At 52.0% G+C, this 12,634-nt stretch carries 13 protein-coding genes; all 13 read left to right on the forward strand.

The genetic code is table 11. From position 1 onward, the window contains the following. The first annotated feature begins 33 nt into the window (after nucleotides 1-33). The 13 genes from MHI24_RS01035 to MHI24_RS01095 all read left to right on the forward strand — a co-directional run bounded on the left by MHI24_RS01035 (nucleotide 34) and on the right by MHI24_RS01095 (nucleotide 12,517). The gene (locus MHI24_RS01035; protein WP_340023708.1) at nucleotides 34-924 is read left to right on the forward strand and encodes a sugar ABC transporter permease; all 891 of its coding nucleotides are present in this window, start codon (nucleotides 34-36) and stop codon (nucleotides 922-924) included. Nucleotides 925-967: 43 nt separating this feature from the next. Beyond that, nucleotides 968-1,771, forward strand: coding sequence for a carbohydrate ABC transporter permease (locus tag MHI24_RS01040; RefSeq protein WP_340023709.1), 804 nt, complete (start codon nucleotides 968-970; stop codon nucleotides 1,769-1,771). A 22-nt stretch (nucleotides 1,772-1,793) separates the two neighbouring features. Beyond that, nucleotides 1,794-2,861, forward strand: a complete 1,068-nt coding sequence (locus MHI24_RS01045) for a Gfo/Idh/MocA family oxidoreductase (RefSeq protein WP_340023710.1) — start codon at nucleotides 1,794-1,796, stop codon at nucleotides 2,859-2,861. Then, nucleotides 2,848-3,312 (forward strand): RidA family protein, encoded by a 465-nt coding sequence (locus tag MHI24_RS01050; protein WP_340023711.1) that lies wholly within the window; start codon nucleotides 2,848-2,850, stop codon nucleotides 3,310-3,312. The genes MHI24_RS01045 and MHI24_RS01050 overlap by 14 nt, the downstream gene beginning before the upstream one ends. After that, nucleotides 3,309-4,052: an MBL fold metallo-hydrolase gene (locus MHI24_RS01055; protein WP_340023712.1), complete on the forward strand. Its 744-nt coding sequence runs from the start codon at nucleotides 3,309-3,311 to the stop codon at nucleotides 4,050-4,052. Before MHI24_RS01050 ends, MHI24_RS01055 begins: the two co-directional genes overlap by 4 nt. A gap of 48 nt (nucleotides 4,053-4,100) precedes the next feature. Next, a complete protein-coding gene (locus tag MHI24_RS01060; protein WP_340023713.1) occupies nucleotides 4,101-4,838 on the forward strand; it encodes an SIS domain-containing protein in 738 nt (245 codons plus the stop codon). A gap of 135 nt (nucleotides 4,839-4,973) precedes the next feature. Then, entirely contained in the window at nucleotides 4,974-6,479 is a 1,506-nt protein-coding gene (locus tag MHI24_RS01065; RefSeq protein WP_340023714.1) for an FGGY family carbohydrate kinase, read from the forward strand. 203 nt (nucleotides 6,480-6,682) lie between these two features. Beyond that, nucleotides 6,683-7,639 carry an aldo/keto reductase gene (locus MHI24_RS01070; RefSeq protein WP_340023715.1) on the forward strand — a complete coding sequence of 319 codons (957 nt, stop codon included), beginning with the start codon at nucleotides 6,683-6,685 and terminating at the stop codon, nucleotides 7,637-7,639. 22 nt (nucleotides 7,640-7,661) lie between these two features. Beyond that, complete coding sequence (locus MHI24_RS01075; protein ID WP_340023716.1) at nucleotides 7,662-8,048, forward strand: MerR family transcriptional regulator; 387 nt, start codon at nucleotides 7,662-7,664, stop codon at nucleotides 8,046-8,048. 158 nt (nucleotides 8,049-8,206) lie between these two features. Beyond that, nucleotides 8,207-8,872, forward strand: a complete 666-nt coding sequence (locus tag MHI24_RS01080) for a GntR family transcriptional regulator (RefSeq protein ID WP_340023717.1) — start codon at nucleotides 8,207-8,209, stop codon at nucleotides 8,870-8,872. Between the two features lie 21 nt (nucleotides 8,873-8,893). Continuing rightward, nucleotides 8,894-10,582 carry a dihydroxy-acid dehydratase gene (gene ilvD / locus MHI24_RS01085; protein ID WP_340023718.1) on the forward strand — a complete coding sequence of 563 codons (1,689 nt, stop codon included), beginning with the start codon at nucleotides 8,894-8,896 and terminating at the stop codon, nucleotides 10,580-10,582. A gap of 78 nt (nucleotides 10,583-10,660) precedes the next feature. Then, the gene (locus MHI24_RS01090) at nucleotides 10,661-11,470 is read left to right on the forward strand and encodes an AraC family transcriptional regulator (RefSeq protein ID WP_340023719.1); all 810 of its coding nucleotides are present in this window, start codon (nucleotides 10,661-10,663) and stop codon (nucleotides 11,468-11,470) included. Nucleotides 11,471-11,545: 75 nt separating this feature from the next. Then, nucleotides 11,546-12,517, forward strand: coding sequence for a proline dehydrogenase family protein (locus MHI24_RS01095; protein ID WP_340023720.1), 972 nt, complete (start codon nucleotides 11,546-11,548; stop codon nucleotides 12,515-12,517). The last annotated feature ends 117 nt before the right edge of the window (nucleotides 12,518-12,634 follow it).

The raw sequence follows: 12,634 nt of genomic DNA on the forward strand, positions 1-12,634 counted from the left end.
CAAGAATGTATGCTGGCTTGGAGGAGTGAGAATATGGAAGTGCTGGGCAAGAATAATGTACTCGGCAAGCTGGTGCCTTACCTGCTGGTCGCACCGATCGTCATCTGGATCGCAGTCACTATCTTTTTCCCCTTATTTAATGTCATTAAAGAAAGCTTCTATAACACCGGATTTGTCGGGACCAAAGGCTCTTATGTAGGCTTGGACAATTATAAGGAGGCTGTCACTTCTCCTGCTTACTGGGAGGCCTGGACCAAAAGTCTGGTCTGGGTGCTGGGCAACAGCATAGCACAGACATTGTTAGCTTTTGCCATTGCCCTGCTGCTCAACAAGCCTTCGCGTTTTGCCAACTGGGCGAGAACGTGGATGATCATTCCCTGGGTGATTCCAACCATCGTGGTGGGGATATTCTGGCAATGGATATTCAACGGCTCTTACGGGATTTTCAATCATGTGCTGATGTCTCTGAACCTTGCCGACAAACCGGTCAACCTGATTGGGGACAATACCTGGTCGCTTCCCGTTACGATTTTTATCAATACCTGGCACTGGTTTCCATTCATGGCTGTTATCGTGCTGGCGGGCTTGTCGACCATTTCACACGAAATTTATGAGGCTGCTGATGTTGACGGTGCGAACAAATGGCAGCAGTTCTGGAAGGTCACCTTCCCGTCACTTGGACCCATTACTTTCGCTCTCGGAGTAGTCGGAACGCTGTGGTCATTCAATATATTCGACACGATTTATATTCTCACCGGAGGGGGTCCCGCTGGCGCTACCACTACAGTTCCGGTATTTATCTATCAGCAGGCCTTCGAGTCGTTCCAGATCGGCAAAGCATCAGCAACCTCCATTATTACCGCCTTCTTCCTGATTGTGTTCGTCTCAGTGTTTATCAAGTACGGCACTCCCAAGGAAGACTAAGCGTAAAACACGATATTTCAACTTAGAAAGCAGGTGAGCCTGCGTGAAGGCAGTGCGCTATCTATTTGGCATTCTGATTATCTTCCTGATCGTATTCCCGTTCTATTGGGTCATCGTGTCCTCCCTTAAACCAGCGGACCAGATTCTGAAGCCGGACCTGTTCCCCAAGGCGCTGACGTTGCAGCACTACCGGGAACTGCTGGATCAGACTTCCTATCTGACCAACCTGTCCAATAGCGTGCTGGTCGCGCTCGGTACGATGCTCTGCTCCGTTCTAATCGTTATTCCTGCCGGCTACGCGATCTACCGGATGAAATTTGCCGGCCGGAAGTTTGTTTCCCGGCTGATTCTGGCCACTTATATCTTCCCGGGCACACTCCTGCTTGTTCCCGTGTACCAAATGATGTCGGATCTGCATCTGGTCAACTCGCTGTGGGGGCTCATCGTAATTAATGTGACCTTCGCTGCCCCCTTCTCAGTGTGGCTGATGCAGGGGTTCTTCGACTCCGTGCCCGTTGCCCTTGATGAGGCCGCGGCAATTGATGGAGCGGGGCGGATGCGCACACTGCTGCAAATTATTCTTCCGCTGATTGGACCCGGTATCGCTACGATCTCGATATATTCCTTCATAACTTCTTGGACGGAATTCGCCTTTTCCTCAGTGCTCATTACGAGTGAGGAGCTGCGGACCTTGCCAATCGGACTGAATGCCATTATGGGTCAGTATACGGTGCGCTGGGGCTGGACGACCGCCGGAGCTGTGCTGACCCTGCTCCCCGTCGTAGTATTCTTTGCCTTTGTTGGCCGCTTCTTCGTGAGAGGTCTGACAGCAGGCGCTGTGAAGTAGAACTCCAGAGTGAGGTGGGAACATGCAGAAATTACGAATAGGGCTGATCGGCGCAGGCCGGTTCGGCAGACTGCACGTGAAGGTGCTGCAGCAGATTCCGGGCGCAGAGGTGGCGGCGCTTGCGGACATCAATAGCGGGGCGTTGTACTCCGCCGCAGCTGAATGCCATCTTGCTCCTGAGGCTTGCTACAGTGATCCGCTGGAGCTGATCAGACGCAGTGATCTGGATGCGGTGGATATCGTATCCGATGAGAAATCGCATGGAGCTCTGGTGTTATCCGCTCTACGCCACGGCAAGCATGTCATCGTGGAGAAGCCGTTATCGGTGAGTTTTGCCGAGGCGCAGGAGATAGAGCAAGCGGCAGCGGCAGCCGGCAAGCAGGTTATGGTGGGAAATATATCACGGTTCAGCCAGCCGTACTTCACCATCAAGCGGGCCATTGATTCAGGGCAGCTTGGCCGAATTGCTGCCATTCGCAGTAAACGGGATTTCAGCCGCAGCTGGTTTCAAGGCTTCGGTAACCGGATTCATCCGGTATATGAATCCGGTGTGCATGAGCTGGATCTGATGCTGTGGTATGCCGGGGCCCGCTGTGTTAAAGTGTCGGCTTTTGAGAGCAGCATCAGCGGGTATACCTATCCGGATCTTTTCTCAGCCCTGTTGTACTTTGAGAATGGAATTATGGGCTCGCTGAATTCCAGCTGGATGATACCGAAGGGAGCACCGCAGAACCTGGTGGAGACGCTGGAGCTGGACGGTACCATTGACGCCCATATTGAGGTTGTCGGAGAAGCGGCGACAGCGCAGTATCAGCTGGCCCATCAGGGCTTGGCCATTATTACCGGCACCGGAATGCAATACCCTGAGACAACGCTATGGCCGGCGGGACTCACGGGAATCGGGGGAGCTATACAAGCTGAGCTGGAGCATTTTGTGCAGAGCATTTCGCGGAACGCGGCTTCACCGGTAATGCCGTTATCCCACTCCGTTCATGGGATTGAAATCGCGGATGCTATCGTGGAGTCGGCCCGAACGCAGAAGGTCATTCATCTTGGAGAGAAAGAAGGTGCACCGAATGTCTATAGCTGAAACTCTGAAGCGGCTTCAGATACAGATTCCGGCAGTCGAGCCAAGGTTTCAATTTGTTCCCGGTGTTCAGGTTGGAGAGCTGCTGTTTATCTCAGGGCAAACTCCGGAAATCAATGGCATCATGCAATACTCCGGCCGGCTAGGGGAAGATCTGGATATAGAGACCGGTAAACAAGCGGCCCGCCTGGCAGCGCTCAATTGTCTGGGCGAGATCGAGGCAGTCCTCGGATCACTGGAACGGGTGCAGCGTATTGTGCGGGTAATCGGGTATGTCCGCTCGGCAGACAATTTCGGAGAGCAGCCGCTGGTCATTAATGGGGCTTCAGAGCTCTTAATTGAGGTATTTGGAGAGGCCGGGCGTCATGCCAGAGCGGCGCTCGGCACAAGCGAGCTGCCCTTCGGCGCGCCGGTGGAGCTGGAGATGATCGTGCAGGTGAAATCTGCAGAATGAGGATCAGCCAGGATATCTATTTAGTCGGAAGCGGCAAGCTCGGCTTTGACTGGACACACGAAGCAGACTGCAATTGTTACTTAATTCATACGGGAGCAGGCGCATTGCTGATTGACAGCGGCACCGGATTGTCGGTGGATCAGATTTGCCGGAATATCTCGGATTGCGGCTTCGGCCTGCATGAGATTTCGCATATTATGCTGACCCATCTGCATGCCGACCACTCCGGGGGAGCGGCGGAATTGAAGCGCCGTACGGGAGCAAAGGTCGCTGTTCTGGCTGAGGGAGCTGCAATCCTGGAAGCGGGGGACGGAGCAGAGATAGATCTTCCGCAGGCGGTGACAGCCGGATTCTATCCTGAGGATTACCGCTGGAATCCATGCAGCGTGGAGCTGCCGCTTCATCACGGGGATACGCTGCTGATCGGTGATTACACCTTCAAGGTGATGCATACGCCGGGGCATTCCAGCTACGATACCTGCTTTTATATGGAAGGAAAGAGGCGGGCACCGGTTCTGATCAGCGGAGATACCGTCATGTACGGCGGCCGCATCTCCATGCTGAACACGCATGATTTCCGCTTGGACCGGCTTGCGGCCAGTATGGAGCAGCTAGCGGAACTGCAGCCGGAAATTCTGCTGCCGGGCCATGGGCAGCCCGCCCTGTCCAGAGCCGCGGAGCATGTCCTTAAGGCTCATCATATATTCAGCAGCTTGGGCATTCCGCAGAACATCGCATAGAACAACAGGGAGAGACAGTTACACAACCGGGTGAGAGGGGATACAAGTATGACTATGCTAGCTGATGAATTCGTCAATCAGATTATTAATCAGATTCACATCGTGGAACAACAGGAACAGGACTCTATTAACACAGCGGCCGAATGGGTCGCGGACGTAATCGCCGGGGATGGGCTTATCCATCTGTTCGGCTGCGGCCACTCACATCTTCTGGTAGAGGATTTCTTCTACAGAGCCGGAGGAATAGTTCCGGTTAATCCCATCTTTGAAACCAGTATCATGCTTCATGAAGGTGCTGTCAAAAGCTCTAAGATTGAACGTATGCAAGGATACGCCGAGCATATTCTTGCCAACTATACAGTCGTTGCGGGTGAGGTCATTATCGTTATCTCCAATTCCGGGGTCAACAGCCTTCCGGTTGAAATGGCTCTCGCTGCGAAAGCTAAGGGTCTGAAGGTCATTGCATTATGCTCCTCCTCCTATTTCGGGGATGCTTCACGCCACCCTTCCGGCAATCAATTGCACCAGATCGCCGATCTGGTTATTGACAACCACCTGCCGCACGGCGATGCGCTCGTGCAAATCCCTTCTTCCTCCATGAAGATGGCTTCGGGATCAACCATCGTCGGCAGTGTGATCCTGAATATGGTCATGACGAATGCGGCACAGAAGCTGGTAGAACGCGGGATTACCCCGCCTGTATATGTCAGCGGCAATATTCCCGGTGGAGCAGAGCAGAATACAGAATATATCGAGCAGTACCGGAAGCGGATCAAGCATCTGTAAGGCTCGCTGTTACAAGTGGAAACGGCTTTGCCGTCCTTTATAAGGACTGCTCCGTTTCAGCGCGAAATATAAGGATAAGTTATCGTGTGCAACATATAAATTCTTATATTTCAAGAAAGGTGGAGAGAAGACTTGGTGAATGACAAGCTGCTGCTGGGCATAGACATCGGATCAACGGCGGTTAAAGTGATAGCGATGACCGAACAGGGAGTGATCCGGGCTTCAGCTTCTGCCTTCTATACAACGTTCTCACCCCGTCCGGGCTGGATGGAGCAGGACCCGGAGGATTGGGGCCGCGCAGCATTTCAGGCGGTCAGGCAATGTCTGGAGCAGGTGGAGAATGCGGAGATTTCGGCCTTGTCGTTCTCGGGCCATATGAGTGCTCCGGTCCTGCTTGACGCAGATGGTGTTCCACTATTGCCCAGCATCCTGATTGCAGATACACGCTCACAGGAGCAGACCCGTTTCCTGCGGGAATTCTATCTGGAGCAGTGTGTTGAAATGACCGGGAACGAGCCTGTTGACGCTTTCGCCATCCCGAAGCTGCTCTGGATCAAAGCGCAGCAGCCCGGGGTGCTGGAGCGGACCCGGTGTATTCTTTTCCCCAAGGATTATGTTCGGTTTCTCTTTACAGGGGAACGGGGAACGGACCGCACGGATGCAGGCAACAGCCTGGTGTATAATCCGGCGGCTGAAGATTGGGACCGGCACTTCATCGCTGAGCTGGGGCTGGACCCTGCCGTATTTCCGGAGCTTCATGCTCCCCATGGGCGGTTCGGCACCGTAAGCGCAGCAGCTGAACGCGCCACAGGGATTCCGGCGGGAACCCCGGTCATTACCGGCGCGGCGGACATGGCCTGCAGCCAGCTCGGCAGCGGGGCGGGTGAAGAGGGGACGCTTGCGCTCACCCTCAGTACGTCGGCCCAAATTGTGATGAGCGTGCCGGGGATCAGCCCTGCCATGGCTGGGCGGGTAACCTTTCATCCCTCGGCAATCCTGAACTCTACCTATGCAATGGGAAGTGTCTTCACCGGCGGGCTTGGTGTTGACTGGGGCTACAGGCTGTTAACCGGCAAAGGAACCATGCAACCCGCCGACTATGAAGAGCTTGCCAAATGGTCTGCCCAGATGGAACAGATTCCGCCGGGAAGCAACGGGCTGCTGTTTCTGCCGTTTCTGCTTGGCAGCGGCACTCCGTATTTTGATCCGCATGATCGTGCTTCCTGGCTGGGTCTATCTACAGGCCAAAGTCCAGCCTTGCTGCTTCATTCCATTATGGAGGGTATAAGTTACAATATTAGGGAAAATATGGATCAGTTCGAGCAAGGAGGGCTTGAAGTGCGGAAGGTCATGATCGGCGGCGGCGGGAGCCGGAATCCGGTCTGGTGCCGGATGATTAGTGAGGTGCTGGGCAAGGAGGCCTCCATTCTGAGCAACAGGGATGCCGCTGCAGTCGGGGCGTCAATTCTCGCAGGAGTCGGGATAGGAGTGTATGCTTCTGCCAAAAAGGCTGCCCTGTCTATGGTAAGCACCTCTGCACCTATTCCATATTCTGAGACCCGTCACGAGAATTACAATCGTCTGTATGCGCGGTACCTTAAGCTTTATCCGGCCTTGAACGAGTATTACTGTGAAGAGTGAAATAAGAATATGTAGCATTAAAAACACCTTCAAGAGAAGCACTCCTGTCGTAAGATATGGAGCATTGAAGGTGTTTTTGTATTGTTAAAATAGAAAAAATATTTGATTAACAGTATTGACTTAGAGTGCGCTTAAACTTCTATACTGGTCACGTAGATGCAAGTGAGTGGAAGTTCATACAGTTATTAAAGGGAGGATTTCGTGTGAAACATTTTACGTTGGGGAATACAGGAATGCTGGTAAGTGCTTATGCTTTGGGCTGTCTGAATTTTGGATCGCGAACCGACAAAAAAACCTCTTTTCAGTTGCTTGATCATTTTTTTGAAGCAGGGGGGAACTTTCTGGATACAGCCAATAATTATGCGATATGGAACGAAGGCTGTGTTGGCGGAGAAAGCGAGTCTTTGCTTGGCGAATGGATGAAAGAACGAAACAACAGAGATCAGATTATCCTGGCCACCAAAGTGGGAGCGAAACCGGTAGTGCCGAAAAGCGAAAAATGGGAAGGCTTAGGCCGCCAAGCGATTGAGAAGGGCATTGACGAAAGTCTGCTGCGGCTTGGAACCGATTATGTGGACTTATATTATGCTCATGTGGACGATAGCGAAACCGAACTTGAGGAAACCTTGGAGACCTTTGATTCCTTGGTCAAATCTGGTAAAGTAAGGGCTATAGGCTGTAGTAATTATCGGCTTTCCAGGCTCCTTGAGGCCAAGGCGGTCAGTCAGTCCAAAGGATGGGAATCCTATTGCTGCATCCAGCAGCGATATACATATTTGCAGCCTAGAGCGGATGCGGATTTCGGAGTGCAGGTCAGTGCCGATGAGGATTTACTTGCTTACTGCAGTCAACACGATGATTTTACGCTCTTGGCTTATTCCCCCCTCCTTGGAGGCATGTACAACAGAGAGGAAGCTGTCCTACCCGATGCATACCGGAGAGAGGATCAGATCACCCGATTGCATACGCTAAGGAAGGTCGCCGGAGAGCTGGGAGCAACACCGAATCAGCTTATCCTTGCCTGGATGCTGCACAATCAGCCGAGAGCTCTTCCAGTTGTTGCGGCAAGTGGTCTAACGCAATTGGAAGAAAATTTGGGGGCGCTTAAGCTCCAGATGAACTCAGATCAGCTAGATCAATTGAAACAAATTATGAACTGATGTTAAAAGGAGCGGACTTGTTATGACCGGTAAAGAGTTGACCATCCAGCAGGCAGCTGAAATGACGGGGTTAAGCGTTCACACCCTTCGTTATTATGAAAGGATCGGTCTGATGGACCCCATACCTCGTGCCGAGAATGGTCATCGGGTATACCGGGAGCATGATTTTGAATGGATCATATTACTCGCAAAACTTAAGACTACAGGAATGCCGATCGCACTTATGCAACAGTTCGCTGATATGATGCGGCTTGGCAATGAAGGGATTCCCGAGCGCAGAAAGCTTCTGGAAGAGCATGAGCGGAAATTAATCGAGCAGGTGCAGACGATTCAGCAAACCTTGGATATTCTGCGGGGTAAAATTGATTATTACCGTTCCTGGGAAGAGGATATCAGGTGCGAGGCCTGAAAGAACAAGAGAAAGACTACGATATGAGGAACTAGAAGCTGGCGTATAAGCCAGCTTTTTTTGTTTGCATTTGAGCAGGATCGAATTATAACTCTTGCTTTAAATATATGTATGCGATATATTGCATATAAGATAATTTAGAAGTGAGGATCATAACTATGCCAGTGCCTAAAAATTTTGTTTCGCCTGCACGGATGTCTGCCAAAGAAAGAGCCTTCTCCCAAATTCAACGATGGATTATCGATGGTACGCTGCAGCCCGGGGAGAAACTAATTGACGCCGAATTGGCTGAGTCGCTTGGCGTAAGCCGCACACCGATTCGGGAAGCCTTTCAGCTACTCGAAGTACAAGGGCTCGTAGCTACTCATCCCGGTAAAGAAACCAAGGTAAAGGAAATTGAGAAGGATGACATCTTCAAGCTGTATTCAACGATGGCGGCTCTTCAGGCTCTGGCAGCTGAAGTTACCGCAAAAGTGATTGTTCCGGAACAAATCGAGCAGCTGAGAGCGATTAATCTGGAATTTGCAAGTGCCATTAATAGCGGTCAAGCTTACCAGGCCATGGAGGCAGATGAACAGTTCCACAATCTGATTATGGAGCTTTCTGATAATCCTTATGCCGCTTCATTCAGCGCATCCCTTCAGATTCATATCCGGCGCTTTAAATACGTGTTCTTGAAGCAGCCGATTAATGCAACACAAGCTTCAGTCGATGAGCATGATTTAATTATTGCAGCTTTCGAGAAGAATGATGGTGACGGCGCTCAGGCAATGATGAAGCAAAATTTCATCCGTCCGATGCAGGAGCTGCACGAATTACTTTAAAACAGACAGGAGCGGGGACAAATGGCAAACGGGAAAGATCTGCGTATTCGCAGCAAGGTCATTAGCGAGGGTGTCAACCGGGTACCGAACAGAGCGATGCTGCGCGCTGTTGGTTTTACAGATGAGGATTTCAAAAAGCCGATGATTGGCGTAGCCAGCACCTGGAGTGAGGTAACCCCATGCAATATGCATATCAATGAATTGGCGGTTCAAGCCAAGCAAGGGGTGCGTAACCATGGTGGGGCTCCGCTGATTTTCAATACGATTACAGTCTCAGACGGTATTTCAATGGGGCATGGAGGCATGCTGTTCTCACTGCCAAGCAGGGAAGCCATTGCGGATTCTATTGAGATTGTAACAGGAGCTGAGCGCTTTGACGGCCTGGTGGCCATCGGTGGCTGCGACAAAAACACGCCTGCCTGTCTGATGGCGATTGGGCGGCTGAATATCCCTTCCGTGTACGTATACGGCGGAACGATTCTGCCCGGAAAGCTTGACGGTAAAGACGTCGATATTGTAACGGCCTTCGAAGCGGTTGGTCAATATCACGAGGGCAAAATAACAGATGAACAGCTTCATAAGGTAGAGTGTAGCGTCTGCCCGGGTCCGGGCTCTTGCGGCGGCATGTACACCGCCAACACAATGGCCGCTGCGGCGGAAGCAATGGGCATGAGCCTTCCCGGTTCGTCCTCTACGCCAGCCGTTTCGCCTGATAAAGCGGCAGAATGTGCTGCGGCGGGCAGACAGGTCATAGCGCTGCTGGAACAGGAGATCTATCCGAAAGACATCATGACGAAAAAGGCGTTTGAAAACGCAATTACAGTTGTTATGGCTTTGGGAGGTTCAACCAATGCGTTCCTGCATTTGCTTGCGATTGCGCATTCAGTAGGCGTAGATTTAACCTTGGATGATTTTGAGCGGATACGCCTGCGTGTTCCCCATCTGGCAGATCTGAAGCCAAGCGGCCAATTTGTAATGCAGGATTTAAACGAAATTGGCGGTATTCCCGGCGTGATGAAATTATTGCTTGCTGAGGGGCTTCTTCACGGTGATTGCCTGACAGTCACAGGTAAGACGCTGGCGGAGAATCTGGCGGAAGCGGCACCGCTGAGCAACGATCAGGAGATTATTCGTCCATTGAAGAAGCCGCTGAAGCCTAACGGACCATTAGTTGTGCTTAGAGGTAACCTGGCCCCTGAAGGCGCCGTAGCCAAAATGTCAGGCATGAAGAAGCTTCGGTTTGCCGGACCAACAAAGGTGTATGACAGTGAGGAGGCCGCAACGGAAGCCATTTTGAGGAATGAGATCCAAAAAGGAGATGTATTGGTTATCCGTTATTGTGGCCCCAAGGGCGGCCCAGGCATGCCGGAGATGCTGTCTGTTACCGCGTTAATTGTAGGTAAGGGTCTTGGCGGGGAAGTTGCCCTAATTACGGATGGAAGGTTCTCAGGAGGCTCGCATGGATTCGTAGTCGGCCATGTATCACCTGAAGCGCAGGTAGGCGGACCGATTGCGTTGCTGAGAAACGGAGACATGATCACCATCGACAGCGAAACGCAGCAGATTATGTTTGATGTGACAGAAGAGGAACTGGCTGCCAGGGCTCAAGCATGGGTACAGCCTCCGCTAAAAGTAAAATCAGGCGTGCTGGCCAAGTATGCAAAATTAGTTTCCTCTGCATCTAAAGGTGCAGTGACTGATATTTTATAATATTGCCGCCGGAGCCTGCCCACAGTATCATATAGACTAGAACATCGGTCAGAGCGATCAGGAGGGAGGGATGTAAGCATGCCTGACGTTACGTTTTACCGGGATGCAGCGCTGCCCTTTCTTGAGGGGAAGTACTGTACAGCGGATGACCTGGCCTACCATAGGCATTTTCACGAAGAATATTCGGTCGGGCTCATAGATGCAGGCCACACGAACGCCTGGTGCGACGGCGAACAGATTCAGGTGGAAGCGGGGAAAATGATCAGTTTTCCGCCGATGATGCTGCATGCCTGCCATCCGGAGCCGGACGTGGAATGGCGGTATAAGATGTTGTTTGTCCGCCCCGACTGGCTGCACAAGCTTGAACCGGGGGAGCTTAACCGGCTGCACATCCCGTTCTTGCTGGGCGGAGGCAAGAATGAAGCGTGCCGCAAACGATTCAATCACACGGTGGGCATGCTCGCAGCCGGCGGTACTCCGCTTGAAACCGAGACGGCTCTCATTGAACTGGTTCAAGCTTTGGTAGCTCCTAATGAGGATGACCTGGGGCACGCAAGCTCACCAGGTGTTCAGGAGCACAAATATGTGAAGCGGATCAAAGACTACTTACAGGCGAATTTTACCGGGCAGGTCACGCTTGAGCAATTGGAACAGGAAGCCGGAATCAGCCGCTTTCATCTGATCCGGCTCTTCAAGAAAGGGAGCCATCTGCCCCCTCATGCCTATCAAAACCTGCTGCGCATCAATCATGCCAAAATCCAGCTCGCGAAGCAGCGTCCGATCGTTGATATCGCGGCGGAGACCGGTTATTATGACCAAAGCCATTTTACCAAGGCTTTCTCGAAAATTGTAGGGACAACGCCCCGGCAATATGCGATGTCGATTTAGAAGAGCAATTTTTTACAAGATTACATCCCTCTGCGCAAGTACACTTGAACTACTTGTTAAAGGGGGAATCGTAATATGCATGATAACAAAGACTGGGAACAGCAAGCTGCAGACGCATTAAAGTCGGTCGCCAGACGGATGGATATCAAGGCTTATGTGGAGGAATCGCCATTGCTGTACGGCCTACTGAAAAAGGCTGCTTCACAGTATGTAACAGGCGAATCCCGCAATGACGGGCTTGAAGCGGGACAGAGGCTTACAGCCAAAGGTTATGCCGTTTCGCTAGAGTACATTGGCGAGAATACGGTAAATGCCGAAGAATGCGAGGCGGCTGCTCTGGAATTCACAGCGCTAATCGATGATCTTGGTGAACAGGGGGCACCCGCCCGCGTATCCTTCGATTTGTCCCATATCGGACTCATGCTGGAACCCGAGCTCGCTTATACGAACTTAGCCAAATTAGCGGAACGGGCGCTGGGAACAGAACTGGAGCTGTTCATCAGCATGGAAGAGTCCGCTAAGACAGAGCAGATCCTTGAGGTATACAAGCGGGCCGCGTCCAGGTATCCGAATATCGGCATTACACTGCAGGCGCATTTACATCGGACGCCGGATGATTTGGCCGCGCTGTCCGCTTCGCCAGGCCGGATACGAATCGTGAAAGGCGCCTACCAGGAGCCGGGTGAAGTCGCGATATCCCGATCCGAATCGCTGAATGAGCGATATTTGCAGCTAGTGGAACAGGCGCTTGGAGACGGACACCGGGTTTCAGTGGCTACGCATGATGAATTTATCATAGAGGAAGCGATACAGCGGGGTCTATTGACGGCAGGTGGCGCGAGGCTGGAGATGCTGTACGGCATCCGCCCGGAGCTGGGCAGCAGGCTGAAATCAGCCGGTTATCCGGTTCAGATCTATCTGACCTATGGCCAGGAGTGGTACTTGTACTTATGCCACCGGATCGCCGAATATCCGCCGAATCTGTACCGTGCAATTGCGAATATGGCCGCTTCGCAGGGCGTTGAGCCTGTGGAAGCATATGACTGAACCAATTGGAAACGTTAGTTGAATAAACACAACTTGGCAGCCGGTGAATAGTCCGGCTGCTTTTTTTGTCGTTCCCGGCCAAGTGGTCAAGAAATTCACCTAAAAGGTCATGCAAAT

The organism is Paenibacillus sp. FSL K6-1096, assembly GCF_037977055.1.
In the GTDB taxonomy this organism is placed as follows: Bacteria; Bacillota; Bacilli; order Paenibacillales; family Paenibacillaceae; genus Paenibacillus_AQ.